The 25506-nt window shown below is 74.4% G+C and carries 25 protein-coding genes; 9 read left to right on the top strand and 16 right to left on the bottom strand.

Going from position 1 to position 25506, the window contains the following annotated elements:
* Window positions 1-123: 123 nt before the first annotated feature.
* A complete protein-coding gene (locus tag ABT299_RS10980; RefSeq protein ID WP_190850641.1) occupies window positions 124-2271 on the bottom strand; it encodes a heterodisulfide reductase-related iron-sulfur binding cluster in 2148 nt (715 codons plus the stop codon).
* A 314-nt stretch (window positions 2272-2585) separates the two neighbouring features.
* Here ABT299_RS10980 and ABT299_RS10985 point away from each other — a divergent pair, with 314 nt between their 5' ends.
* The 3 genes from ABT299_RS10985 to ABT299_RS10995 all read left to right on the top strand — a co-directional run bounded on the left by ABT299_RS10985 (window position 2586) and on the right by ABT299_RS10995 (window position 5619).
* Window positions 2586-3176: a TIGR03086 family metal-binding protein gene (locus ABT299_RS10985; RefSeq protein WP_500250536.1), complete on the top strand. Its 591-nt coding sequence runs from the start codon at window positions 2586-2588 to the stop codon at window positions 3174-3176.
* Window positions 3177-3304: 128 nt separating this feature from the next.
* Window positions 3305-4552, top strand: coding sequence for an NAD(P)/FAD-dependent oxidoreductase (locus ABT299_RS10990; protein WP_500250537.1), 1248 nt, complete (start codon window positions 3305-3307; stop codon window positions 4550-4552).
* A gap of 125 nt (window positions 4553-4677) precedes the next feature.
* On the top strand, window positions 4678-5619 hold the full coding sequence (locus ABT299_RS10995) for a TIGR01777 family oxidoreductase (protein WP_500250538.1): 942 nt from the start codon (window positions 4678-4680) through the stop codon (window positions 5617-5619).
* On the opposite strand, the gene ABT299_RS11000 is transcribed toward ABT299_RS10995, so the two are convergent.
* Window positions 5620-6264 (bottom strand): DUF2867 domain-containing protein, encoded by a 645-nt coding sequence (locus tag ABT299_RS11000; protein WP_500250539.1) that lies wholly within the window; start codon window positions 6262-6264, stop codon window positions 5620-5622.
* Between the two features lie 62 nt (window positions 6265-6326).
* On the opposite strand from ABT299_RS11000, the gene ABT299_RS11005 reads away from it, so the two are divergent.
* Entirely contained in the window at window positions 6327-6890 is a 564-nt protein-coding gene (locus tag ABT299_RS11005; RefSeq protein WP_387024477.1) for a TetR/AcrR family transcriptional regulator, read from the top strand.
* Here the strand turns inward: ABT299_RS11005 and ABT299_RS11010 are convergent.
* Complete coding sequence (locus tag ABT299_RS11010) at window positions 6887-7450, bottom strand: dihydrofolate reductase family protein (protein ID WP_500250540.1); 564 nt, start codon at window positions 7448-7450, stop codon at window positions 6887-6889. The two genes, ABT299_RS11005 and ABT299_RS11010, sit on opposite strands and share 4 nt — an antisense overlap.
* A 76-nt stretch (window positions 7451-7526) precedes the next feature.
* Entirely contained in the window at window positions 7527-7787 is a 261-nt protein-coding gene (locus ABT299_RS11015) for a GntR family transcriptional regulator (RefSeq protein ID WP_387024479.1), read from the bottom strand.
* Between the two features lie 169 nt (window positions 7788-7956).
* On the opposite strand from ABT299_RS11015, the gene ABT299_RS11020 reads away from it, so the two are divergent.
* Entirely contained in the window at window positions 7957-8247 is a 291-nt protein-coding gene (locus ABT299_RS11020; RefSeq protein ID WP_500250541.1) for a hypothetical protein, read from the top strand.
* 123 nt (window positions 8248-8370) lie between these two features.
* Here the strand turns inward: ABT299_RS11020 and ABT299_RS11025 are convergent, their stop codons facing one another.
* On the bottom strand, window positions 8371-9027 hold the full coding sequence (locus tag ABT299_RS11025) for a class I SAM-dependent methyltransferase (protein WP_500250542.1): 657 nt from the start codon (window positions 9025-9027) through the stop codon (window positions 8371-8373).
* A 35-nt stretch (window positions 9028-9062) separates the two neighbouring features.
* Window positions 9063-10595 (bottom strand): nitrilase-related carbon-nitrogen hydrolase, encoded by a 1533-nt coding sequence (locus tag ABT299_RS11030; protein WP_500250543.1) that lies wholly within the window; start codon window positions 10593-10595, stop codon window positions 9063-9065.
* A 134-nt stretch (window positions 10596-10729) separates the two neighbouring features.
* On the opposite strand from ABT299_RS11030, the gene ABT299_RS11035 reads away from it, so the two are divergent.
* Together ABT299_RS11035 and ABT299_RS11040 are read left to right on the top strand one after the other, a co-directional pair.
* Window positions 10730-11929, top strand: a complete 1200-nt coding sequence (locus ABT299_RS11035) for a sensor histidine kinase (protein WP_500250544.1) — start codon at window positions 10730-10732, stop codon at window positions 11927-11929.
* Window positions 11926-12624: a response regulator transcription factor gene (locus ABT299_RS11040; protein ID WP_500250545.1), complete on the top strand. Its 699-nt coding sequence runs from the start codon at window positions 11926-11928 to the stop codon at window positions 12622-12624. The genes ABT299_RS11035 and ABT299_RS11040 overlap by 4 nt, the downstream gene beginning before the upstream one ends.
* On the opposite strand, the gene ABT299_RS11045 is transcribed toward ABT299_RS11040, so the two are convergent.
* On the bottom strand, window positions 12621-13829 hold the full coding sequence (locus ABT299_RS11045) for an acetyl-CoA C-acetyltransferase (RefSeq protein WP_500250546.1): 1209 nt from the start codon (window positions 13827-13829) through the stop codon (window positions 12621-12623). The genes ABT299_RS11040 and ABT299_RS11045 overlap by 4 nt on opposite strands.
* Window positions 13830-13954: 125 nt before the next feature.
* On the opposite strand from ABT299_RS11045, the gene ABT299_RS11050 reads away from it, so the two are divergent.
* Entirely contained in the window at window positions 13955-15508 is a 1554-nt protein-coding gene (locus ABT299_RS11050) for a 3-hydroxyacyl-CoA dehydrogenase (RefSeq protein ID WP_500250547.1), read from the top strand.
* 66 nt (window positions 15509-15574) lie between these two features.
* Here ABT299_RS11050 and ABT299_RS11055 read toward each other — a convergent pair whose 3' ends face one another.
* The 3 genes from ABT299_RS11055 to ABT299_RS11065 all read right to left on the bottom strand — a co-directional run bounded on the left by ABT299_RS11055 (window position 15575) and on the right by ABT299_RS11065 (window position 18768).
* Entirely contained in the window at window positions 15575-16597 is a 1023-nt protein-coding gene (locus tag ABT299_RS11055; RefSeq protein ID WP_500250548.1) for a CU044_5270 family protein, read from the bottom strand.
* A 2-nt stretch (window positions 16598-16599) separates the two neighbouring features.
* Window positions 16600-17172 carry a sigma-70 family RNA polymerase sigma factor gene (locus ABT299_RS11060; RefSeq protein WP_190850691.1) on the bottom strand — a complete coding sequence of 191 codons (573 nt, stop codon included), beginning with the start codon at window positions 17170-17172 and terminating at the stop codon, window positions 16600-16602.
* Window positions 17173-17259: 87 nt separating this feature from the next.
* Window positions 17260-18768 carry an MFS transporter gene (locus ABT299_RS11065; RefSeq protein ID WP_500250549.1) on the bottom strand — a complete coding sequence of 503 codons (1509 nt, stop codon included), beginning with the start codon at window positions 18766-18768 and terminating at the stop codon, window positions 17260-17262.
* Window positions 18769-18879: 111 nt separating this feature from the next.
* On the opposite strand from ABT299_RS11065, the gene ABT299_RS11070 reads away from it, so the two are divergent.
* Window positions 18880-19614, top strand: a complete 735-nt coding sequence (locus tag ABT299_RS11070; RefSeq protein ID WP_190850696.1) for a TetR/AcrR family transcriptional regulator — start codon at window positions 18880-18882, stop codon at window positions 19612-19614.
* 62 nt (window positions 19615-19676) lie between these two features.
* Here ABT299_RS11070 and ABT299_RS11075 read toward each other — a convergent pair whose 3' ends face one another.
* From ABT299_RS11075 to ABT299_RS11100, 6 genes are all read right to left on the bottom strand, one after another.
* Window positions 19677-21002 carry a hypothetical protein gene (locus ABT299_RS11075; protein ID WP_500250550.1) on the bottom strand — a complete coding sequence of 442 codons (1326 nt, stop codon included), beginning with the start codon at window positions 21000-21002 and terminating at the stop codon, window positions 19677-19679.
* A complete protein-coding gene (locus ABT299_RS11080; RefSeq protein WP_500250551.1) occupies window positions 20999-21613 on the bottom strand; it encodes an RNA polymerase sigma factor in 615 nt (204 codons plus the stop codon). The genes ABT299_RS11075 and ABT299_RS11080 overlap by 4 nt, the downstream gene beginning before the upstream one ends.
* Window positions 21614-21768: 155 nt before the next feature.
* On the bottom strand, window positions 21769-22989 hold the full coding sequence (locus ABT299_RS11085; RefSeq protein ID WP_500250552.1) for a CU044_5270 family protein: 1221 nt from the start codon (window positions 22987-22989) through the stop codon (window positions 21769-21771).
* Window positions 22986-23555, bottom strand: coding sequence for an RNA polymerase sigma factor (locus ABT299_RS11090; RefSeq protein WP_433145629.1), 570 nt, complete (start codon window positions 23553-23555; stop codon window positions 22986-22988). Before ABT299_RS11090 ends, ABT299_RS11085 begins: the two co-directional genes overlap by 4 nt.
* 146 nt (window positions 23556-23701) lie before the next feature.
* A complete protein-coding gene (locus tag ABT299_RS11095; RefSeq protein WP_500250553.1) occupies window positions 23702-24883 on the bottom strand; it encodes a CU044_5270 family protein in 1182 nt (393 codons plus the stop codon).
* Window positions 24876-25487: an RNA polymerase sigma factor gene (locus tag ABT299_RS11100; protein ID WP_500250554.1), complete on the bottom strand. Its 612-nt coding sequence runs from the start codon at window positions 25485-25487 to the stop codon at window positions 24876-24878. The genes ABT299_RS11095 and ABT299_RS11100 overlap by 8 nt, the downstream gene beginning before the upstream one ends.
* Between the last annotated feature and the right edge of the window lie 19 nt (window positions 25488-25506).

Below are 25506 nucleotides of genomic sequence, written 5' to 3' on the forward strand. Positions count from 1 at the left end.
GTCTTACCAGCCGTCCCGGCGATCACTCCTCCCGCCGCGTCGATGATCGGCTACAGAACCCTTGACACGGCGAAGGCCCCGGCCCCCGCCGAGCGGGGACCGGGGCCGCGACGCGGGTGCCGGTTACTCGGCGGCCACGGGCTCCTTCTCCTGGGCGGTTCCCTCGCCCTTGATGGAGCGGATGAGCAGCTGGGAGACGTCGACGACCTCCAGGCTCTCCTTGGCGTCGCCGGAGTTCTTCTTCTCGTTGATGGCGTCGCCCAGCATGACCAGGCAGAACGGGCACGCGGTGGAGACGGTGTCGGGGTCGGTGGTCAGCGCCTCGTCCACGCGCTCGGTGTTGATGCGCTTGCCGATCCGCTCTTCCATCCACATCCGGGCGCCGCCGGCGCCGCAGCAGAACCCGCGGTCCTTGTGCCGGTGCATCTCCTGCGTCTTGACGCCGGGGACGGTGGCCATGATGTCGCGGGGCTGCTTGTAGACCTTGTTGTGGCGGCCCAGGAAGCACGGGTCGTGGTAGGTGATCTTCTCCTCGATCGGGGTGACCGGGGTGAGCCTGCCCTCCTCGACCAGGTGCGCCAGCAGCTGGGTGTGGTGGACGACCTCGTAGTTCCCGCCGATCTGCGGGTACTCGTTGGCGAGGGTGTTGAAGCAGTGCGGGCAGGTCGCGACGATCTTCTTCACGCCCGCGTCGTTGAGCGTCTCGACGTTCTGCTGGCCGAGCATCTGGAAGACGAACTCCATGCCCAGGCGGCGGGCCGGGTCACCGGTGCACGCCTCCATCGGGCCGAGCACGGCGAACTTGACGCCCGCGATGTGCAGCAGCTCGGCGACGGCCTTGGTGGTCTTCTTGGCCCGGTCCTCCAGGGCGCCGGCGCAGCCGACCCAGAACAGGTACTCGGTGTCCTCGGCGACCTTGTCGTCGACGACCTCGACCTCGAAGTCCAGCTCCTCGATCCACTCGAGGCGCTTCATCTCGGACATGCCCCACGGGTTGCCCTTGTTCTCGAGGTTCTTCAGCATGACGCCGGCCTCGGACGGGAACGAGGACTCGATCATGACCTGGAAGCGGCGCATGTCCAGGATGTGGTCGATGTGCTCGATGTCGACCGGGCACTGCTCGACGCAGGCGCCGCAGTTGGTGCAGGACCAGAGGACGTCGGGGTGGATGACGCCGTCCTCGCCGACGAGCTCCTTGTCGACCTGCATGGCGAGCTTCTGCTCGTCGGTGAACTTGGCCTGCGCCTCCTCGGAGGCGGTGAAGTAGGGGGCCTTGGCCAGCGCGTGGTCGCGCAGCTCCAGGACCAGCATCTTCGGCGACAGCGGCTTGCCGGTGTTCCACGCGGGGCACTGGGACTGGCAGCGACCGCACTCGGTGCAGGTCGCCATGTCGAGGAAGCCCTTCCAGGTGAAGTCCTCGATCTTGCCGCGGCCGAAGACGTCCTCGTCGGGGTCGGCCTCCTCGAAGTCCAGCGGCTTGCCGCCGGACATCATCGGCTGCGCGGCGCCGAGCCCGTCGGGGCGGCGCTTGAACATCACGTTCAGGGGGGCGAGGAAGATGTGCAGGTGCTTGGAGTGCACCACGAACACCAGGAACACCAGCGCGACGCCGATGTGCAGCAGCAGGCCGATGGACTCCAGGACGTCCAGCGTGTGGTGGCTCAGGCCGTCGAACAGGTGCCCGACCAGGTAGGAGAAGTAGGCGCCCTTGCCGTAGTCGAGGTTGCCGTTGGCCCACTCGACGCCCCGGTAGAAGAACATCGTCCAGATCACGTTGAAGATCATGAACAGCGTGATCCAGGCGCCGGACAGGTGCGAGCCCTTGAACCGGGACTTGCGCTCCAGCCGCTTGGGCGAGTTCTTGATCCGGATCGAGGTGAAGACGATCAGGCCCGCGGTGCAGGCCAGCGCGATGGTGTCCTGGACGAACCCGATCGGGCCCCACGTCTGGAGCCACGGGATCTTCTTGTCCAGGCCGGCGAGCAGCGCGACGGCCGCTTCCAGGTAGACGGTGGCCAGGAGGAAGAACGCCCACATGACCGCGGCGTGCGCGGAGCCGGCCAGCGTCCACTTCAGCAGTTTGCGCTGTCCCAGGACCTCGGTGACCTGGCCCTCGATGTCGGCCTTCTTGTCACGCTTGACCTGCAGCACGCGCTCGGGGTCGGGCTGCCCGGCCATGGCCGTGTTGTACAGGAACAGCACCCGCCGGCCGGCGAGCGCCAAAGCGACCGCCGTTCCGGCGAGCCCAATGACCAACGTGATCCAGAACACTGTTCCGTCCTCCTGGGGTACGGGCGATGGCAGTCAGCGTAGGGCTCGCGACAGACTGCATCTCATCCGGGGCCCGAATACTACTCGGTAGTAGCTTATGTGGTCACACGCGCAGGTCAGCACGCCTCTCGACCGGTCCGCGCACCGGTGGGCCGCGAACTCGCCGTTCCGTCGTCCCATACCTTACGGATCCGGCGCGCCGATGAGTATCGGCCGCTTCCCGAGTCAAAAGGACAGGACGAGGACCCGTCCAGCGCGTTCCCGCCCAGCGGTACGCGGCGGACGGGCCGCACCGACGGAGGAGAGACCGGCCGATGCCCCAGAACCCCGACCTCGCGCCCGCCGCCCGCCGGCTGGCGGACCTGCTCGCCGCCGTGCGCGACGACCGGCTCGGCGCGCCGACGCCGTGCGCGGACACCTCGCTCGCGACCCTCATCGACCACGTCGACGGGCTGTCGCTGGCGTTCGCGCAGGCCGCCGCCAAGGACGTCCCCGAGGGCGGGTCGCAGCCGCCGTCCCCGGACGGCGCCAACCTGACGCCCGACTGGCGCGCGCGCGTGCCCGAGCGGCTCGCCGCGCTCGCCGCCGCCTGGCGCGAACCGTCCGCGTGGGAGGGCACGACGGAGGCGGGCGGCGTGCAGATGCCCGCCGAGGTCATGGGACGCGTCGCGCTGAACGAACTCGTCATCCACGGCTGGGACATCGCGGCGGCCAGCGGGCAGCCCTACGTGTGCGGCGACGACGAGGTGGAGGAGTGCCTCGTGTTCGTCGGGCAGGCCGTCGAGCAGAGCGGCGGCAAGGGCGCGCCGGGGCTGTTCGAGGCGCCCGTCCCCGTCCCGGACGGCGCCTCTCCTCTCGACCGGCTGATCGCCCTCACCGGCCGCGACCCGTCCTGGACGCCCTAGCCACGCCGGTACCCCATGGCGTGCTCCCGGCCGGGCCCGCCGGTGACCGTGGATGACCAGGGCATCGGCGGGCATGACGACCGGGCGAGCGACCGGAGGGGCCGGCGCCGGCCGGCCGAGGGGGGCGCATGATGGCCGAGGACGTCGTCGTTGTCGGAGCGGGACTGGCCGGGCTGGCCTGCGCGGTGCGGCTGCACGAGCGCGGGGTGCCCGTCCGGGTGCTGGAGGCGTCGGACGGGGTCGGCGGCAGGGTCCGCACCGACCTCGTGGACGGCTTCCGCCTCGACCGCGGGTTCCAGGTGTTCAACACCGCCTATCCGGAGGCGAGGCGCCTGCTCGATTTCAGGGCCCTCGACCTGCGGCCGTTCGCGTCGGGGCTGCTGGTCTTCCACGAGGGGCGCCGGGAGCGCGTGATGCTGCCCTGGCGGCACCCGGAGCACGCGTTGAGCGGCGTGTTCGCCGCCGTCGGGACGCCCGCCGACAAGGCGGCGCTGGCGGCGATGACCGCCCGCGACCTCGCCGCGTCCGGCTCCTGGCTGCGCGACGGCCCGGACCGCCGCACCCGCGACGAGCTCCGCGTCCGGGGCATGTCGGACGTGATGATCGACGGGCTGATGCGCCCCTTCCTGGCGGGCGTCCTGCTGGAGCGCGAGCTGGAGACCTCCAGCCGGTTCTTCCACCTGGTCTGGCGGTCGTTCGCGCGCGGCACCATCGCCGTCCCGGCGCTCGGCATGGGGCGCATCCCCGAGCAGCTCGCCGCGCGGCTGCCGGCCGGGACGATCTCCCTGAACACCCCCGTGCGGGAGATCGTCGACGGCGGCGTGCGGACCGAGGACGGCGGCACCGTGCGGGCGAGCGCCGTGGTCGTCGCCACCGACCCGCGCCGGGCGGCCGCGCTGCTGCCCGAGATCGAGGCGCCGGCGATGCGCGCCGTCACGACCTTCTACCATTCGGCCCCGGCCTCGCCGCTGGGCGAGCCGGTCCAGATCGTCGACGCCGACGGCGTCGTCACCGACACGCTGGTCCTCACCGACGCGGCTCCGGAGTACTCGTCCGGCGGCCGCGCGCTCGTCTCGACGTCCGTGCTCGGTACCGGGGCGGACGAGGCGCGCGTGCTGGACCGGCTCGGCGAGATCTACGGCGGCACGTCCGGCTGGCGGCTCGTGGCCGAGTACCCGATCGAGGCCGCGCTGCCCGCGATGCCGCCGCCGCTGCGGATGCGCCGCCCGGTGCGGCTGGGCGCCGGGCGGTACGTCTGCGGGGACCACCGCGACACCGGCTCCATCCAGGGCGCCCTGGTGTCCGGGCGGCGCACCGCGGAGGCCGTGCTCGCCGACGCCGTCCAGCGGAGCGGCGCCACCCTGCACCCGGCCTGATCCGGAACTCCCGTCACCGGCACGGCCACGGGCCGACCCGCCGGCGGCACCGTGACGGCCGTCTCGTTTTTAAACACGTTCAAAAATCTGCGTTACGCTTCCGGGGACACCGGGAGGTGGACGCGATGAAGCTGGTGATCCCCGGCGGCACCGGGCAGGTGGGCACGGTCCTGGACCGCGCGCTCACCGCCGCGGGCCACGAGGTCGTGATCCTGACGAGGCGGCCGGCGCGCGAGCGCGAGCTGCCCTGGGACGGCCGGACCCTCGGCCCGTGGGCGGCGGCGATCGACGGCGCCGACGCCGTGATCAACCTCGCCGGGCGCAGCGTGAGCTGCCGCTACACCCCGGCCAACCTGCGGGAGATGATGGACTCCCGGGTCGAGTCGGCGCGGGTCGTGGGCGAGGCCGTCGCCGCCGCCGCGCGGCCTCCCCGGGTCTGGCTCCAGATGAGCACCGCCACCGTCTACGCCCACCGCTTCGACGCGTCCAACGACGAGGCGACCGGCGTCATCGGCGGCGGCGAGCCCGGCGTGCCGCGCTACTGGTCGTACAGCGTCAGGATCGCCGAGGAGTGGGAGCGGGCGCAGGCGGAGGCCGACACCCCCTCCACCCGCAAGGTCGCGCTGCGCGCCGCGATGGTGATGAGTCCCGATCGCGGCGGCGTCTTCGACGTGCTGCTGCGGATGGCGCGGCTCGGCCTCGGCGGGCCGGTCGCGGGCGGCGTGCAGTACGTGTCGTGGATCCACGAGGACGACTTCGTCCGCGCGGTCGAGTTCCTGATCGGCCGGGACGACCTCGACGGGCCGGTGAACCTCGCCTCGCCCGGTCCCCTGCCGCAGCGCGCGTTCATGCGCGCGCTCCGCAAGGCCTGGGGCATGCCGGTGGGCCTGCCCGCCACGGCATGGATGGCCGAGATCGGCGCGCTCGCCCTCCGCTCGGACACCGAGCTGCTGCTCAAGAGCCGCCGCGTCGTCCCGGGCCGCCTGCTCGACGCGGGGTTCGCCTTCGACCATCCGCGGTGGCCCGAGGCCGCCGCCGACCTCGTCCGGCGGGTGCGGCGCCGCTGATCAGGACCCGGTCGCGGCGCGGGCGCCGCGCTCGCGCCAGGCCCGCTCCCACTGGCGGGTCAGCATCGGGTAGACGATCAGGTAGCGGAACGGCGTGATGACGGCCATGTAGAGGCGTCCGACCAGGCCGTTCGGCCGGACCAGCACCGCCATCCGCAGTTCGTAGCCGCCGTCCGCCGCCGGTGCGGGCGCCCAGCCCAGGTGCATGAGGCCGTGGACGGTGCCGTTCGCGATCTCGCGGACGTCCTCGTCCGGGAGCCGGTAGACGGGGGTGAACGGGGAGCCGACCGGCGCCGAGTCGTCCACGGTGTCGCGCAGGTCGCTCGGCAGGCGGTCGCGCAGTGGCCGGACCCGGGAGCCGAGACCGGTCCTCGGCCGGTCCCAGCCGAGCAGCGCGCCGAGCCCCCAGCGGACCGCGAACAGGAGCTTCACCGGAGCGGCCTGCCGGGCGAGGCCGCCGGACGACCGGATCGCCTCCAGCATCACCGGGAAGTCGTCGGGCCCGGCGCCGGGGGCGCGGACGGACCACACGTCCTCCAGCTCGAAGTCCCGCGCGATCTCGTGGATCCGCCACGGCCGGTCGGTGTGCGCGCTGTCGGGAAGCCGCATGGCCACCGCCTCCGCCAGGTATACGGTTGCGTACAACACTCAGGCTAACCCCAGTTATACGGATGCGTATAGATGGGGACGGAAGTGAGGTGGGGCACATGGCGGGCGCGACCCGCACGCCGCGCGGCCGGTGGGTCGAGGAGGGCCTGCGGATGCTGGCCGAGGGCGGGCCCGACGCCGTCCGGATCGAGGCGCTCGCCAAGCGGCTCGGCGTCACCAAGGGCGGCTTCTACGGGTACTTCGCCGACCGCGGCGCCCTCCTGGAGGCGATGCTGGACGCCTGGGAGCGCGAGAGCACCGACGACGTCATCGACCGCGTCGAGAGCGAGGGCGGCGACGCGCGGACCCGGGCCGTGCGCGCGGGCACGCTCACCTTCTCCTCCGACCGGCTGCTCCCGCTCGACCTCGCCGTCCGCGACTGGGCCCGCCGGGACGCGGCGGTCGCCGAGCGCCTGCGGCGGGTCGACGACCGGCGCATGGCCCTGCTCCGCGAGACGATCGGCACGTTCTGCGACGACCCCGACGAGGTCGAGGCCCGCAGCCTGATCGCCTTCTGCGTCGCGATCGGGCACCACTTCCTCGCCGCCGGCCACGAGGGCCGCACCCGCGCCGAGGTCCTCGCCCGCGCCGCCGACCTCGTCCTCGACCGCCCGGCCCGCTAGCGCCGCGGGCGGTAGCGCAGGTCGACGACCTCGGGGGCGTTCCCGTCCCGCATCAGCTCCCACCGGACGGGGCCGACACCCGGCGCGTCGAAGAGCCGGACGCCGTCGCCGAGCATCACCGGCGCGAGGTGCACGGAGAACTCGTCGATCAGCCCGCGCTCGACGCACTGCCGCGCGACGTCGGCGCCGAACACCTCCAGGTTCTTGCCGCCCGCCGCGTCGAGGCCCGTCTCGACGGCCTCCGCGACATCACAGTCCAGGAAGGTGAAGCCGGAGGCGGGCGGGGCGTCCTGCGGATGATGGGTCAGCACGAAGATCGGCCCGTCCCACTTCCCGCCGTACGGCCTGCGGTTCTCCCCGCCCTCGGCGTCGTAGCCCGCGTCGAAGCCGCGCCGCCCGGCCAGGATGGCGCCGGTGGTCGCGACCATCTCCTCGACGATCCCCGGCGTGAACGACAGACCGGACATCCAGTCCATCGCATGTCCCGGGCCGGCGATGAAGCCGTCCAGCGACATGGTGAGGTGCCACAGCACCTTGCCCCGCCCGGATGAACCCGTCATGGCCCCGCCTCTCAGGTATGAGCTCCTGGAGTTGGGACCCCGAAGGCGCCGAGAACTCATCGCCGCCCTCGGACGGTCAGCCGTCCTTCTCCTCGACCTCCGACGGCTTGGCGATCACGAACGTCCCCCGCCCGTGAACACCCCGGATGAGGCCCCGGTCACGGAGCACCCTCGTCGCCGCCTCCGCGGTATTGACGGACACCTTGAACTCGTCCGCGATGGCCCGCACCGCGGGGATGCGGCGGCCCACAGGGTAGGCGCCGTCCACGATGCGCGCTGTGAGAACACCCGCCACCTGGAGGTACAGGGGCTCCATGCCGTCGAGATCGATACTCACATGGTCACACTAGGTGCCCTGGAGGCACGCTTGGACATATGGGGACATTCAGAATCACCAGGGGACACTGAGTGTCACTGGGTGTAGCGTCCCTAAAAGAAGCGACCCCGGCGCGGTGCGTCACCACCGCGCCGGGGCCTAGGAACCGACCTTGGTGGAGGTCCATTCCATGACCCCTGAGAGTAGAGCGCGGCTTGAGGCGCTGGGCGTGGTTCTGCGCGCGTACGAGCTGCACGCGTCCATGACCGAGGACGGGCTGCGCGTCGTCAACCCGGCGGTGGCGGGGTGCTGCGGGGCGCATCCGTCCGATGTGATCAGCGTCCGGGCGCGGGAGGAGGACGGCGGGCGGGCGTGGTTCTTCACGTCGTGGCGGCATCCGATCGCGGAGGCGGAACGGGTGGTGGACGCGGTGATGGCGATCCGGGACCTGCTCGACGGCGCGCCGGGGGTGGCGCGGTGATCGCGGTGTGGGCGTCGGCCATGTGCGTCGTGGCGGTGCTGGCGGCGTCCGTGACGGCGTTCGCGATGGAGCAGCGGCGGCCCCGGTACCGGGGACGGCACCGGGCGATGTTCTGACCGCGGGTCAGCCCGCGGCGCGGGTGGCGGTTCCGGTGAGGAAGGCGGTGCCGGCCGGGCGGATGGTCGCCGTCCAGCCCCAGGACGCGAGGTCGCGGGCGAGCCGCTGCGGGTCGTGGAAGACCTTGACGACGCGGTACTCGCTGCCGTCGTCGAGGCGGCGGCGCACCGAGGGCACGGCCTGCTCGGCGAGCACGTCCTCGGCCGCCGCCTCCCCCGGCCCGTTGTCGACGAACACCGCGGTGCCGCCCGGGGCGAGGGCGTCGGCGACGGTCTGCCAGAAGCCGGGCAGGCGGTCCGGCGGCACGTGGGAGAGCCAGAAGGCGAAGAAGACGGTGTCGTAGCGGCGGGTCGGGCGCCATGCGAACAGGTCGGCGCACACGAACTCGACGGTCTCGGGCGCCACGCGTTCCCGGGCGATGTCCAGGGCCTCCGGGGAGGCGTCGACGGCCGTCACCGAGCGGGCGCGGGCGGCGAGGCGGCCCGTCCACTGGCCGGTGCCGCAGGCGAGTTCCAGGACGTCCCCGGTGATCGGCAGGTCGTCGACGATCGAGGTGAGGGCGCGCAGGTCGTCGCGCTCGTCATAGACCCGGTCGTACTCGCCCGCGCGGGCTCGGTAGTAGGCGATCTGCTCTTGCACGGTGGCGTCCGCGTCGTTGCCCATACGCCACGCTAACCCGCCGACGATCAGAGCGGACGTCACGCGCGGCGGCTTCTGGCGGCGGCGAGGGCCGCGAGGAGGGGGACCGCGGCGACGCAGAGCCAGGCGAACAGGTCGCCGATCCGGTCGTAGGGCGTGGTGGCGCCGCGGACGGGGACGTCGGCGACGAGCGTCTGCCGGCCGGAGCCGAAGGAGTCGGCGGTGGCGAGGACGCGGCCGCGGGCGTCGAACGCGGCGGAGAGCCCTTCGGCGTCCTGGCGCACCAGCGCGTAGCCGCCCTCGACGGCGCGCAGGCCCGCCTTGTCGGTGTGGGGGCGCCCGTACTCGCGCCAGTCGTGGGCCGGGACGAGCATGATGTCGGCGCGGACGCGCATCATCGCCGGGAAGTCGGCGTCGTAGCAGATGACGTTGGCGATCCTGCCGTACGGGGTGGAGACGACGGGGACGCGGCCGTCCCCCGGCTTGTAGGTCTCGGAGCCGGGGATGGGGTGGGCCTTCTGGTACGTCCACAGCACGGCGCCGTCGGGGCCGAGGAGGACGGTCTCGTCGCGTCCGAAGGCGGGGCCCGCGGTGTCGTAGACGGCGATGCCGATGTCGAGGTAGACGCGGGAGCGGCGGGCCTCGGCGCGGGCGGCGGCGATGACCGCCGGTTCGCGGGCGGCCTGCACGGGGACCGCGTTCTCGGGCCAGACGACGATCTTCGCTCCGGCGGCGGCCTCGCGGCGGGTCGAGGCGAGTAGGTCGTCCTGCGCGGCGGTGGTGGCGGGGTCGACGGCGGCGGGCGGCGCGGCGGCGATCCCCTGCCGTCCCCCGGGGATCCGGGCGAGCGCGGCGTGCTCGGCGGCGACCACGGTCCTGGCCGGGCTCACCCCGGCGATCCGCACGGTCCTTCCGTCGTGAGGGAGCAGCGCGAGCCGCGCGCCGCCTGCGAGGGCGACCGCCGCGAGCACGGCCGCGCAGGCGGCGGCGGGACGGGCCGCCGGGCGCGACGGCTCCTGCCAGAACCCGTTGACGGCGGCGGCGGACCAGGCGATGAGGAAGCCGATGCCGTAGCCGCCGGTGACGGACGTGACCTGGAGCAGCGGCAGATCGCCGTGCTGGGTGACCGCGAGGGAGCCGTAGGCGGTCCCGAACGGCGACAGCAGCGTGATGAGGAACTCGGTCGCGGCGACGGCGGCGGGGAAGACGAGCATGCCCGTCCAGCGGCCGAGCCTTGGGGCCAGCAGGCGGTCGAGGAGGAACGGCACGGTCTGGACCGCGCTGAGCGCAGCGGCACCGGCGAGGACGACCGGGCCGGACCCCATGGCCGACTCGTAGACCCAGAACGCGGCGGCTGCGAGGTGGGCCGCCCACGTCCAGGCGGTGCCCGCCCACGGGCCGGTGGTGCGGGTGAAGCGCAGCAGCAGGACGGGGAAGAGCCACGCCGCGAGCGGGACGTCCCAGCGCCCGCCGACCGCGAACATCATGGCGGCCGTCCCGGCCGCGAGCAGCGCGTACCGGCGCCGGCGCGCGCGCTCGGCGGGGCGTGCCCCGGCCGGAGACGTCGTGTTTTCGAGGAGAGGAATGCCCATGCGTTGGGACGCTAAGTGAGCACCTATATGCGGGGCGTCGCCCGCGCGGCCGAATTCTCCGCGCTCGCGCAACTTTGGATGCGCGCCTTCCGGGCGATGTCCGGGAAGGGAGCCGTTGACTAGCCTCACCTGCTGTGGAGACCGTCGCCGTCACGTCCGTGCTGCGGGGCGCCCGCGCCTGGACGGAGGGCAGGCCATGGCTGTTCGACGCGGTGCTCGGCGGCGGCCTCACCGTGTTCGACGTCGTGACGCTGGCCGCCCGCGACCCCGCGCCCGGCCCTGCGGCACTGGCGCTGTGGGGGGTGCAGACCGTCCCGCTGCTGTGGCGGCGCCGCCGGCCTCTGGCGGTGCTGGCGGCGATGACCGTCGCGTTCATCGCGTTCGAAGCGGCCGATCCGGTTCCGGGCAAGACGCCCGGGCCGTACTTCCTGATCTTCGGGGTCTACGCGGCGGCCCGGTACGCCCCCGCCGCCGCGAGCCTCGCCGCGTCCGCCGGGGCGCTGGCCGGGGCCGTCGCGGTGGACCTGGCGCTCGGCCGGTCCCCCGCGCCGCGCCCCGACTCGCTCGAACCGATCACCGCGACCACGTTCGCGGTGTTCCTCGGCGTCGCGTGGTTGCTCGGGCACGCGCGGCGGCGCATCGACGCCGACGCCCGCGAGCTCCGCGACCTCAACGCGCGGCTGCGCGCCGAGCGCGAGCGCAACGCGCGGCAGGCCGTCGCCGCCGAGCGCGCCCGGATCGCGCGCGACCTGCACGACGTCGTCGCGCACCACGTCAGCGCCATCGCCGTGCAGGCGCGCTCCACCGAGGACGTCGTCCGGGACGACCCCGCGCTCGGCCGCGCCGGGGTGGCGCGCATCGCCGAGACGGCGGACACGGCGCTGATCGAGATGCGCCGCATCCTCGGCCTGCTCGACGCCGGCCGGGACGACGGCGGCGCCGAGCCGTCGCTGCGCGGCCTCGGCCGCCTGGTCGAGGCCGCCGAGGGCGCGGGCTGCCGGGTGCGGGCGGACGTGGACGCCGGGACGGCCGCGCTGCCGCAGGCCGTGCAGGTCTCGGCGTACCGGATCGTGCAGGAGGCGCTGACGAACGTCCTCAAGCACGCCGGGCCGACCGACGTGCGGGTGGCGCTGCGGACGGCGGGCGCCGCGCTGGTCGTCGAGGTCGGCAACGGCCCCGCCGTCCCCGGCCGCGCGCCCGTGCCGGGGTCCGGGCGGGGGCTGGTCGGCCTGCGCGAGCGCGTCGCCGCGTTCGACGGGACGCTGCGCACCGGCCCGTGCCCGGAAGGCGGCTGGCTGGTCCGCGCCGAGCTGCCGGTGGAGGGCGTCCGATGACCGTGCGGGTACTGCTCGCCGACGACCAGGAGATGGTGCGGGCGGCGCTGCGGGTCGTGATCGACCGGCGGGACGGGCTGGCCGTCGTCGGCGAGGCGGCGGACGGCGCCGAGGCCGTCGCCGAGGCGGCCCGGCTGCGGCCGGACGTGGTGGTCATGGACGTCCGCATGCCGGGCGTGTCCGGGGTCGAGGCGACCCGGCGGATCATGACGGGCCCGTGGGAGGGCGACGCGCGGCCGCGCGTCCTCGTCCTCACCACCTTCGACCTCGACGAGTACGTGTACGCGGCGCTGCGCGCCGGAGCGAGCGGGTTCCTGCTGAAGAACAGCCCGATCGACCAGCTCGAACACGCGATCCGGGTCGTCGCGGCCGGGGAGGCGATGCTGGCGCCGAGCGTGACGCGGCGGCTCGTCACGGCGTTCGCGGCGGCGCCCCCGGACCCGGCGCCGCCCGCACCGGCGGCGCCGGGACGCCTGGACGGGCTCACCGGGCGCGAGCGCGAGGTGCTGCTCCTCGTCGCGCGCGGGCTGCCGAACGCGCGGATCGCCGAGGTCCTCGGGTTGAGCGAGGCGAACGTGAAGAGCCGCGTCAACCGGATCCTCGCGCGCCTCGGCCTGGAGAACCGCGTCCAGGCCGCGCTGCTCGCGTACGAGGCGGGCCTGCCGGGCCTGCGGGACGGCGCGGACCCCGGTTAGACGCGCTCGAAGACGGCGGTGAGGCCCTGGCCGCCGCCGATGCACATCGTCTCGAGGCCGTAGCGGGCCTCGCGGCGGTGCATCTCGCGGGCGAGGGTGGCGAGGATGCGGGTGCCGGTGGCGCCGACGGGGTGGCCGAGGGAGATGCCGGAGCCGTTGACGTTGATGCGGTCCCAGTCGGCGTCCTTGACCTTCCACTCGCGGGTGACGGCGAGGACCTGCGCGGCGAACGCCTCGTTCAGCTCGATCAGGTCGATGTCGGCGAGGGTGAGGCCGGCGGCGGCGAGGGCCTTGGCGGTCGACGGGACGGGCCCGATGCCCATGGTGCGCGGGGGGACGCCCGCGCGCGCCCACGAGACCAGCCGGACGAGGGGACGCAGCCCGAGCTCGGCGGCGCGCTCCGGCGTCGTGACGATGCACGCCGCGGCGGCGTCGTTCTGGCCGCTGGAGTTGCCCGCGGTGACGGTGGCCTGGTCGTCGCTCTTGGCGAGGACGGGACGCAGCCTGCCGAGGGTCTCCATCGACGTGTCGGGGCGCGGGTGCTCGTCGGTGTCCACGACGGTGTCGCCCTTGCGGGACGGGACGGTGACGGGGACGATCTCGTCCGCGAAGCGCCCGGACCGCTGCGCCTCCACGGCGCGCTGGTGCGAGCGGACCGACAGCTCGTCCTGCTCCTCGCGGCCGATGCCGTACTCGCGGCGCAGGTTCTCCGCCGTCTCCAGCATGCCGCCGGGCACCGGGTAATTGACGCCGCCCGCCGTGGCGCGGCCCCGCGCGAGCGTGTCGTGCAGTTCGAGGGACGGCCCGCGCAGGCCCCAGCGGGCGGACGTCGTGTAGAACGGCGCATTGCTCATCGACTCGGTGCCGCCCGCGATGATGAGGTCGCTGACGCCGGTCTGGATCTGCATCGCGGCGTTCAGGACGGCCTGGAGGCCCGACCCGCAGCGCCGGTCGACCTGGAGGCCGCCGACCTCGATGGGCAGGCCCGCGTCGAGGGCGGCGACGCGTCCGATGGCGGGGGCGTCGGCGCTCGGGTAGCACTGGCCGAGGAACACCTCGTCGACCGCGTCGCCGGGCACGCCGGTGCGCTCGACCAGGGCGCGGATCACCGTGGACGCCAGGTCGACGGGCTGCACCGTCTTGAACACCCCGCCGAAGCGGCCGATCGGGGTCCGCAGCGGCTCGCAGATCACCGCGGTGCGCATGGCAGGTTCTCCTCAATCCGGGAACGGCGGGCACTCCGCAGGTTATGACCCCGAAGACCGCGCCCCGCGTCCGGGCCCGCGCCCGGTAGCGGGTTGAATGCAGGGCAGGCGAGCGAGGAGGCGCGATGGAGCAGGCCGGGCAGGACTGGGCGGAGCGGGCGGCGACGGTCCGGGTCATCGGAACGGGCGCGATGGGGCGCGGGATCGCGCAGCTCGCGGCGGCCGGTGGGCTGACCGTGGAGCTGGCGGACATCCGGTTCGAAGCCGTGAAGAGCGCCGTCGAGCACGTGGGCGCGATGTTCGACAAGCTGGTCGCGAAGGGCCGGATGGCGGCGGACGACGCGGCGGCGGCGAAGGCGCGGCTGAAGCCGGTCGGCGAGCCGCTGACCCCGCTGCAGGACTGCGACCTGGTCATCGAGGCCGTCCGGGAGGACCTGGACACCAAGCGGGAGCTGTTCGCGGCACTGGAGAGCGCCGCCGGCGAGCGGGTCCTGTTCGCGACGAACACCAGCTCGCTGCCGGTGACGGCGATCGGCGCGGCGCTGCGGGACCCGTCGCGGCTCGCGGGGCTGCACTTCTTCAACCCGGTCCCGCTGATGCGGCTGGTCGAGGTGGTCCCGGGCGCGCGGACCGCCGCCTGGATCCCGGACGCGCTGTCCGCCCTCGTCCGGCGGTTCGGCCACGAACCGGTCACCGCCCCGGACGCGCCGGGCTTCCTCGTCAACCACGCCGGGCGCGGCCTGGTGACGGAGGCGCTGCAGATCCTGTCCGAAGGCGTCGCGGAACCGGCCGACATCGACCGCATCGCCCGCGACGTCCTCGGCCTGAAGATGGGCCCGTGCGAGCTGCTCGACCTCACCGGGATGGACGTCTCGCACCCGGTGATGGAGTCGATCTGGACGGGCTTCTACACCGAGCCGCGGTACCGGCCGTCCCGCATCGGCCGCGCGCGGATGGAGGCCGGGCTCCTCGGCCGCAAGTCGGGCGAGGGCTTCTACCGGTACGTGGACGGCGCCAAGCAGGAGCCGCCCGAGGCCGCCGCCCCGGCCACCGATCCGCGGCCGGTCTGGTTCCAGGAGCCGGAGCACCGGGAGACGCTGGGCATGCTGCTGTCGGAGGCCGGGGTGGAGGTCGAGGCGGGCGAGGAGCCGTCCGCGCGAGCCGTCGTGCTGGTCGACGCCACCACGGACATGAGCGTCGCCGACCAGGTCGCCAACGGCCTGCCGGGCGAGCGGACCCTCGGCCTGGACGGGTTCTTCGGGTTCTTCGGCCGCCTCACCCTCACCGTGCAGCCCGCCCTCGACCCGGACGCGGGCCGCGCCGCGCTCGCCGCCCTGCTCGCCACGGGACGGCCGGTGACCGTCGTGCGGGACGCGCCGGTGGCGGTCGCCCCGCGGCTGCTGGCCTCGGTGGTGAACGTGGGCTGCGGCATCGCCGAGCAGCGGCTGGCCCGCCCGGAGGACATCGACACCGCCGTCCGGCTCGGCCTCGGCTACCCGCGCGGGCCGCTGGAGTGGGGCGACCATGTGGGCGCGGACCGCGTGCTCGACGTCCTCCGCCAGATGCACGAGGCGACCGGCGATCCCCGCTACCGGCCGTCCGGCTGGCTGGCCGAACGGGCGGCGCTCGGCCTGCCCCTCACCGAGACCGGCACCGGCCCGTCCGACCTGCTGGGCTGATCCGCGCCGAGTCGCCGTCACGTCGGTGTCCGTGACGGCGGCTCGCCGCGGATCGGCCGCGCCGGGTCAGGGGAGGGTGGGGACGGCCGGGGGCGTGTCGGTCCAGCCGACCTGCACGTACAGCTCCTTGTCGACCTTGCCGGGCACGTCGGGCACGGTGCGCGACGTGCTCAGCACGAGCGAGGAGCCCGGGTCGATGATCACGGTGTCGGCGACGTCGCGCATGACCCGCACGTGGAGCCCGACCCCCTGGCGGCCGCGCTCGTCGGTGACCTTGCCGATGGCGGTGACCCCGGGCATCGCGGCGAGCATCCGGTAGGCGGCGGCGCGCACCTTCGGCGGCGCGGGGACGAAGCTGAGCAGGTCGGTCACGCAGTTCTTCACGACCTCGTCCGCGGTGCGCCCGGCGGTGGCGTGGGCGCGGGGAATCGCCCGCTTGAGCGCGGCCCTCAGCTCGCCGGGGTCGGTGGGCAGCGCCTGGACCTGCTTGAACGTCATGCCCGTGTCGCAGACCAGGAACGTCTTCGTCCCGGTGTCCTTGTCGAGCCTGGGGGCGACAGGGTTCGGGTCGGGCGAGCCGTCCCGGCGGAAGGCGGGCGCGTCCTTGGCGGTCATGGGCACGGCGCCGAGCGTCCGGAAGCCGCTCCAGGACCGGCCGTCCGGGCGGCTCCACTGCGCGATCAGCTGCCGCCCGAGCATCCAGTACTTTCCGCGGTCGCTGTAGTAGGCGCTCGACTGCACCCTCAGGACGTGCCAGTACTTGCCGGATGCCGGTGCGGCGGCGGCGTGCTCGGCGGCGGTGAGCAGCACGGTCTTCGCCGACATCGGCTGCGCGGGGACGGAGCCGGGACCGTGGCCGGGGTCGGGCGCGCGCGGGGTGGTGCCGGACGAGAGCACGACCGCGCCCGTGACGGCGGCGGCGGTGGCGGCCAGGCCGAAGCCGCTCCACAGGGCGGGACGGCGCCACGCCCGCCGCTCGGCGCGCTCCGGCTCGCGCATCCCGTTGAGGAGGCGGTGGCGGACGGCGTTCTCGCCGTCCTGGGTGGGCGGCTCGTCCAGCATCGTGGCGATCATCTGGAGTTCGTCCATGGTCACGGTCCTTCCGTGTGCGCGGGCAGGGCGGCGCGCAGCTTCCTGCGCGCCCGGTTCAGGCGGGAGCCGACGGTGCCGTACGGGATGCCCAGCACGTCGGCGATCTCCTCGTGGGAGAGCTGGGCGAGCGCCTTGAGCAGCACGACGTCGCGGTCCTTGCGGGACAGCGCGGCGAGCGCGCGGGCCAGCGACGGCTGGAGCCGTTCGGCGGACACCGAGGCCGCGACCCGGTCGTCGTGGCCGCCGGGGTGGCGGTCCACGCCGACCTGCGCGAGCGCGCGGTAGCGGCGGGTCTCGGTCCGGCGGTGCTGGGCGATGAGGTTCGTCGCGATGCCGAACAGCCAGGGCCGGACGGCCCCGCGGGACGGGTCGAAGGCGGCGCGGCGGCGGAACGCGGCGAGGAAGGTCTCGGCCACGACGTCGTCGGCCGCCTGCGGGCCAAGGCGTCCGGCGACGTAGCGGTGGACGTCGGTGTAGTACCGGTCGTAGACGGCGGTGAAGCGGTCGCCGTCGCGGACGGACGCGGCGAGCAGCTCCGCGTCCGTCGGGGCCGTGTCGGGTGGGGCGGTCACTCGGCCGCCCCTTCCATGGGGTCCGGCATCAGGCACCTCCGGGGGGGATGGTCGTCACTTCTACTCCGCTCGCCCCCCGGATCGCTTTCACGCGGGATCGGCGACCTTCTCCACGCCGGCCGGCGTGGAGACGGGGCGGGGCACGCCGCGCAGGACGACCGCGGCGAACAGGGCGGTGGCGAGGGTGGCGCCGCAACCCGCGAGGGAGCCGACGGACACCGCGTGGACGAACGCGTCGCGGGCCTGCTGCGCGAGCGCCGGGTCGCCGATCGCGAGGGCCTCGCCGAGCGAGTGCTTCGCGGCGGCGGGCGCGCCGTGCGGCAGGGCGCGGGCGTACACGGCGGAGATCACGCTGCCGAGGACGGCGACGCCGAGCGCGTTGCCCAGTTCCTGGCCCGCGTCGTTCACAGCGGACCCGACGCCGGCCTCCTCGACGGGGACGGCCGCCATCAGCAGGTCGTAGGCGGGCGGCGAGCCGAGGCCCATGCCGAACCCGACGACGACGAGCCCGGTCATGATCGGGGCGAGGCCGTCACCGGGGCCTTCCATCGCGAGGGCGCCGAACCCGGCGGCGATGACGAGCAGGCCCGCGACGAGGGCGCGCCGCCCGCCGAGCCGGGCTTCGAGGGCGGCGCCGAGGCCGTTGCCGGCCGCCGCGGCGACGGCGCAGGGCAGCAGCGCGAGCCCGGCCTTGAGCGGGCCGTAGCCGAGGACGAGCTGGAGCGTCTGGGTGAGCGCGAACAGCGTCCCGGCGAGGACGAAGCCGAGGACCGCGATGACGGCGGCGGAGCCCGCGAACGCGCGCTGCCGCAGCAGGGCGAGGTCGAGCATCGGCTCGGGGTCGCGGCGCTGCCAGGCGGCGAACGCGGTGAGGGCGGCGGCGCCGACCGCGAGGCCGGCGAGGGTGCGGGCGCCGGTCCAGCCGTGGTCGGGGGCGGAGATGATCGCCCACACGAGCGAGGCCATGCCGACGGTGGAGAGCACGGAGCCGAGGACGTCGGGGCGGCGGCGCGGGCCGCGCGACTCGGGGACGAGGACGAGCAGGCCGACGACGGCGACGACGGTGATGGGGACGTTCACCAGGAACACCGAGCCCCACCAGAAGTGCTCCAGCAGCACTCCGCCGAGGGCCGGCCCGCCCGCGACGCCGATCATCGAGGTGGCGCCCCAGATCGCGAACGCCTTCGCGCGCTCGTCCGGGCCGAACACCTGAGCCATGACCGACAGGGTGCCGGGCATCAGGAACGCGCCGCCGAGGCCCATGACCGCGCGCATGGCGATCAGCTCGCCGGGGTTCGCGGCGAACGCGCCGAGCAGCGAGCCGCCGCCGAACAGCGCGAACCCGGCCAGCATCGCGCGGCGGCGGCCGAAGCGGTCGCCGAGGGCGCCGGCGGTGAGCAGCAGGCCGGCGAAGACGAGCGAGTAGGCGTCGATCGTCCACTGGACGTCGGACATGGTCGCGTGCAGGTCCTTCAGCAGCGACGGGATCGCCACGTTGAGGATCGTGTTGTCGACGGTGACGGCCAGCAGGCTCAGGCAGAGGACGCCGAGGATCTGCCGGCGCCGGGGGTGCGGCGCGGGGGCGGCTGTGTTCACGGGGGACTCCTCGTACAGTGTTCGAGCTGACTCGCACACCGTACGACGCAACTCGCACACTGTTCAAGTCCCGGTACTCTGTACGAGACGGACCGAGCCGGGGAGGGACCGATGGCGGCCAAGGCGGGCAGGGCGGACGGCGGGAAGCCGCCGGAGTCGGTGTGGGTGCGCCCCCGGCGCGCCAAGCGCGAGCAGCCCACGCTCACCCGCGACCAGATCGTGGACGCCGCGCTGGAGCTGCTCGACGCCGAGGGCCTCGACGGGCTCAGCATGCGGCGCCTCGGCACCCGGCTGAGCTCCGGCGCGACGTCCGTCTACTGGCACGTCGCGAACAAGGACGAGCTGCTGGAGCTCGCCCTCGACCGGGTGATGGGCGAGGTCCGCGTCCCCGGCCCGGACGCCGGCGGCTGGCGCGCCGCCGTCGCCGGCTACGCCCGGGACCTGCGCGCGATGATCCACCGGCATCCCTGGACGGTCCCGCTGTTCGGCGCCCGGCCGATGATCGGGCCGAACGCCACCCGCGTCCTCGACGAGGTGATCGGCGCCTTCGACGGGGCCGGCCTCACCGGCCTGGACCTGGACAACGCGATGTCGCTGATCGCCGACTACGTCATCGGCGCGGCGGGCAGCGAGGCGAGCTGGCAGGGCGCCCACGGCACCGCGACCGGCGAGGACTGGATGCGGACGCTCGGCCCCTACCTCGCCGAGATCGCCGAGCGCCACCCGCGGCTCACCGCGCACATCCGCGAGGTCTGGACCCGCGAGACCGCCGACGTGGTGGAGCAGCGCTTCGACTACGGGCTGTCCTGCGTCCTCGACGGCATCGAGGGCCGCCGCCCCCGCTGACGTGCGGCGAGCCGCCCTGGACGCCGCCAGGACGGCTCGCCGCGGTCAACGCGCGGGGCGGATCAGAAGGGGAGCTTCGCGGGCGGCTTCGGCTTGGCGTCCGTCCAGCCGGAGGACCGCACCAGCCAGTAGTTGATCACGAAGCCGGGCGGCTGCGACCGGTAGGCGCCGCCCGGCCTGGTCAGCACGTCACGGCTACCGAGCAGCTGGCCGGTCGCCGGATCGAACATGATCTCCTCGTGGGAGGTGTAGGTCCCCTGCTCGGCGGCCGGGGTGCCGTACTCGCCGGTGACGTGGACGGTCGTGTCGGCGGCCGCCAGCGCGATGCCCTTGCGGCCGAGCTCGTCCGTCACCGCTCCGATCGCCCGCACCCCGGGCTGCGCGGCGAGGGCCCGCATCAGCCCCGCCCGCACCGCCGGCGGGAGCGGCAGGTCCATCATCAGGTCCTCGGCCCTCATCAGCTTGTCGCGCGAGCCGTGCGGGTCCTCCCGCCGGCCCTCGTCGACCTTCTTCAGCATGTCCTGGAGCGACTTGATGGCCGCGGCGTGCTCGGCCCGCTTGGCGGGATCGGCGGGCACGGGTTGCCGCTGCATCTGCGCCAGGGTCTTCCTGATCCTCTCCAGCTTCGGGTCGGAGGCGGCCCCCTTCAGGAAACGCGCGGCCAGGCTCGCGGGGTCGGTGGGCAGGTTCTGCAGGTCCTCGACGGTCATGCCGCCGGACTCCCCGCCGTTCGGGTCCCGGTCGCCGAGCCACCGGCCGCCGCCCTGCGCGTCCGGCCGGTCCGCATCCCACGCCGAGGTGTGCCGGTCGTAGGTGTAGTAGTGGTCGTTCGACCACACGCGGAACGCCGACGGCGCGCCCGCCTTGCGCCACAGCGCCGCGTCCTTCGGCGTCAGCGGACGCGCCGGGATGTCCCGGCCGTAGAACGCCTCGCCCATGCCGCTCCTCACGCCCGACCACTCGAACGTCTCGCTGTGCGCGCCGACGATCGCGTACTCGCCGGTCTTCGGCCGCATGATGTAGGACTGGCCCTGGATCTGGTCGGTGTACCAGTACTTCCCGACGGGCATCAGCGCGGCCTTCGCCGCCGCCGCGAGCACCGCCTGCCTGTTCAGGTCGACACCGGGCGGCGCCTTCGGCGGCTCCTGCGCCCCCTGGCCCGCCGCGACCACGGCGACGGCCGCCGCCGCGCCCACCGCGACGAGGCCCGCGCCGAGCCCGAGCGGCCCACCGGACCGCAGCCGCCGTCCCGCCCGCGGCGTCCGGGCGCGACCGCCGGACATCTCGCGCTCCAGCAGGCCGAACGCCTTCGCGGCCACCTCCGGCGCGGGTTCCGGGGGCTCGGCCAGCACCCGCCGCACGCCGTCCATCTCGTCGATCCCGTTCACGCCGTCGCCTCCTCCGCGATCGCTGCCGTCCGGTCCGTGCCGAGCGCCTCCCGCAGGCGGCGCCGCGCCCGGTGCAGCCGGGACGCGACCGTGCCGGTCTTCAGGCCGAGCGCCTGCCCGACCTCCTCGTACGACAGGTCGGCCAGCGCCACCAGGAGCAGGACGTCCCGCTCCCCGCGCGGCAGCCGGGCCAGCGCGGCCGCGATGTCCGCGCCGGCGTCCCCGGCGGTGACCCGCGCCGCGACCAGGTCGTCGTGCCCGTCCAGGACGTTCTCGGCGGGCGTGCGGGCGAGCGCCCGGTACCGGCGTCCCTCGGCGCGCCGGTGCAGCCCGATCAGCCGGGTGACGATCCCGTACAGCCAGGGGCGGGCCGTCACCCGCGCGGGATCGAACCGGGCGCGCTTGCGGAACGCGATGAGGAACGTCTCGGCGGCGATGTCGTCGGCCGCGTCGGTGCCGAGCCGGCGGGCCGCGTACCGGTGGATCTCGGTGAAGTGGCGGTGGAAGATCTCCGCGAACGCGTCCGGTTCTCGCCGCGAACGGACGATCACCTCCGCGTCGGAGCCGGGCCCGGTGGGGCCCTCCGCCTCCGGCGGCCGGTCGTGTGCCATGGACGAATCCTCGCTGTGGGGGGACGGATCACCCCGTTCTCAACCGATCCCCCGGAACGCCTTCGCCCTCCGCCCGTGAGCTCGGGAGCTCGGGCGGAGGGCGAGGACGGGGGCGGCCGCCATGGGACAACGCAGCGCTCACCCCGGCCGGGGGGTTAGAAGGGGAGCTTCGCGGGGGGCTTGGGCTTGGCGTCGGTCCAGTTCGCGGTGCGGGTCGCCGAGTAGCTGATGACGAACCCGGGCTTCATCGCCGCGTACTCGCCGCCCGGCCGGGTCAGCGTGTCCTGGACGGACAGCAGCGCGCCGGTGGCCTCGTCGAAGACGATCACGTCGCGGGAGCGGTAGGCGCTCCGCCCGCCGTCCGGCCCGTCCGCGACCGCGGTGGTGCGCTCGGGGGAGGCCAGCGCGACGCCGCGGCGGCCCAGCGGATCGGTGACGTGCCCGATCGCCTGGACGCCCGGCTGCGCGGCCAGCGCCCGCATCAGCCCGGCCCGCGCCTTCGGCGGCACCGGCGCGCCGCCCAGCAGCGACGCGACCCGCCAGATCCGGGAGGCCGCGGCCTGCTCGGGGCTCGGCGCCCGGCCGCTCTTCGGGTCCATGCCCATGGCGCGGCTCGCCTCCGCCTGGCTCAGGAACCTCCGGGCGAGCGCCGCCGGGTCCGACGGCAGGTTCCGCAGCTCCTTGGGCGACATGCCGAGGAACGCCCCGCCGCCGCGCGGGTCGGTGCCCGCCTCCGGCCCGCTCGACCGCCACGTGGTCGCCTTAGTGCCGTACGTCGTGAAGCCGCCGTCGGTCCGGACGCGGAAGCTCGACGGCGACCCCGCCTTGCGCCACAGCGCCGTGTCCTGCGCGGTCGCCGGACGGGCCGGCAGGTCGCGCAGGTAGTACGCCTCGCCCGTCCCGGACTTCGCGCCGAACCAGTCGAACGACTCGGTCTGCGCGCCGACGATCGCGTACGGCCCGGTCTTCGCCGGCACGATGTAGGACTGGCCGTCGAGCCGGTCGGTGTACCAGTACCTCCCGGTCGGCGCCTTTTCTGCCTTGGTGGCCGCGGCGAGCACCGCCTGCTTGTTCAGGTCGATGCTCCCGGACGCCCCGGGACCGCCCCGCCTCCCCGGCGAGCCGGGCGAACCGGACGAGCCGACCGTCGCGACCGCCACGGCCGCCGCCGCGCCCGCCGCGACCACGCCGAGCACCGTCCAGCGGACGGGACGGCGCCCCCGTGTCCGTCCCCCGGCGGGCGAGTCGTCGGGGTCGGCCAGGAACGCCCGTCCGAGGTCGCGCTCCCGGCGCGCGCGGGCCGTGTCGGGGTCCGCCGGGGGGTCGAGCTGCTCGGGCCGGGCCTCGGCCAGCGCCTTCATCACGTCATGCTTCATCGGACGACCTTCCTTTCGGGGCTGACCAGGGACGGGCGGGGAGCGGGCGCGCCGTGGTCCGGCGCCCGCGACTCACCGGTCAGCGCGCGCTCCAGCCGCCGCCGCGCCCGGTGCAGCCGCACGTAGAACGACGCCTTCGAGCAGCCGATGACCTTCGCCGCCTCGCCCGGCGACAGCCCGTGCCAGGCGACCAGCGCCAGCAGCTCGCGGTCGCCGTCGGGCAGGGCGGCGAGCGCGCGCAGCATCCCGGCGCGCTCGGCCACCGCCTCGCCGACGTCGCCCGCGGGCGGCTGCCCGGCCGCCCAGGTCCGCAGCTCGCGGGCCAGCGCGTCCTGCCGGTCCCGCGCCCGGTACGACTCGCGCAGCAGGTTGCGGGCGATGCCGAGCAGCCAGGGCAGCGGCTCGGCCGGCAGGTCGCGGACGCGCCGCCACGCGACGCAGAACGTCTCACTCGTGATCTCTTCGGCGGCCTGCACGCCGACCCGGCTCACGGCGTAGGCGTGGACGCGCGGATGGTGCGCGTCGTACAGCGCCGTGAACCGGGCGATGTCTTCGGGGTCCGACAAGGTCCGAGCCCTTCGTCCGGGGGTTCCGTCACCCGGGTAGTGATCGGGAGCCGCCGATTCTTACCGAAGCATTCCGGATCTCGGGGAAGGGGACGGCCGGTCCCCCTCCGCGGCGGACGGGGACCGGCCGCCGCGGAGGGACGGGGTCAGCGGGCGGGGAAGGGCGGCCTCGCGGGCGGCTTCGGCTCGGTGTCCGACCAGCCGGAGCCGCGGAAGGTGTCGTGGTAGATGACGAAGCCGGGCTCGCGCATCCGGTACACGCCGCCGGGCTTGACCAGTTCGTCCTGCATGGACAGCAGCGCGCCGCTGCTCTCGTCGAAGATCAGGACGCTGCGCCAGGTGTAGGTCCCCTGGTCCTCCTTCTTCGTGCCGTACTCGCCGTCGTCCGTGGAGGGCATGGGGTCGGCGGCGAGCGCGACCCCCGTGCGGCCCAGCACGTCGGTCTCGCGGGCGACCGCGTGGACGCCCGGCAGGGCGGCCAGCGCCCGGATCAGGCCGGCCCGGACCTTCGGCGGCGTCGGGGCGGTCAGGAATCCTGACGCGATCCGCATCTTCGCCGCGGGCGTCATCCGGAGCCCCGTCCGCCGGGACGCCCCGGGGTGCGCCTTTCCGAACTTCTTCCGCAGCGCCTCGTCGGACAGGATCATCCTGGTGAGCGCGGCCGGGTCGGTGGGCAGCCCCTGCAGTTCCTCGGCCGACTTCCCCCAGAAGAACCTCCCGCCGCCCTGGGGGTCCAGGCCCACGTTCGGACCGCTCGACCGCCACTCGCCCGCCTTGGTGGTGTAGGTGGCGTGGTGGTCGCCCGACCAGGTGCGGAAGCTCGACGGCGAACCGTCCGCGCGCCACACCGCCGCGTCCTGCTCGGTCAGCGGGCGAGCCGGGAGGTCGCGGTCGTAGTACATCGTGCCCATGCCGGGCTTCACACCGTCCCAGCCGAACATCTCCGAGGCCGCCGCGGAGATCGCGTACGGGGTGCCGGACTTCGACCGGACGATGTAGGACTGGCCAGACACCTGGTCGGTGTACCAGTACTTCCCGGTGGGCGCCTGCTCCGCCTTGGTGGCGGCGGCGAGCACCGCCTGCCTGCCCAGGTCCACGTTCGCAGGAGGCCGGGGTGCGCCGGGCGAACCGGACGTGCCGGCCGTCGCGATCCCCACCGCGGCGGCGGCGACGGCGGCGACGGCGCCGACGCCGATCCTGAACGGCCACCCGAGCCGGGACCTGCGCGGCGGCTTCTCCTCCCACAGCGCGCGCGCCTGCGCGATCTCCGTCATGGTCGGTGGCGCGGTGTCCCCGTACGCCTCCCGGACGGTCCGCAGTTCATCCATGGTCGTCCTCCCCATCGCGCATCGGGTTGGTCCCGCCGAGTGCTTCGCGCACCTTCTTCCGGGCCCGGCTGAGCCGGGAGCCGACCGTCCCGTACGGGACGTCCAGCGCCGCCGCGACCTCCTCGTGGCTGAGCTCGGCGAGCGCGACGAGCAGCAGCACGTCGCGCTCCCCGGCGGACAGCGCCGCGATCGCCCCGGCCAGCCGTCCGCGCAGGCCCTGCGCGCTGACGCGGGCGTCCACCGCGTCCGCGTGGCCCTCGCCGCCCGTGTCGCCGGGGCCGAGCCGTTCGCGGGCGCGCAGCGCGCGCACCTCGCTGCGCCGGTGCTTGGCGATCAGGTTCGTCGCGATGCCGTACAGCCAGGTGCGGACGGCCGCACGGGAGGGGTCGTAGCGGTCGCGGCGGCGGAACGCCTCCAGGAACGTCTGGGAGGCGACGTCGGCCGCGGCGTCCGGGCCGAGGCGCTTGGCCGCGTAGCCGTGGATCTCGGCGAAGTGCGCGTCGAAGACCTCCCCGAACCGTTCGGGGTCGTGCAGGGACGCCCGCGGCACGGGCGGGCCGGCGGTGGCCCGGGGCGGTGCCGCGGCGAGGGGTTCCCCTGTCATGTGCTGCCTTTCCGTCGCA

Origin of the sequence: Spirillospora sp. NPDC000708 (genome assembly GCF_040299565.1) — a bacterium.
GTDB lineage: Bacteria > Actinomycetota > Actinomycetes > Streptosporangiales > Streptosporangiaceae > Spirillospora.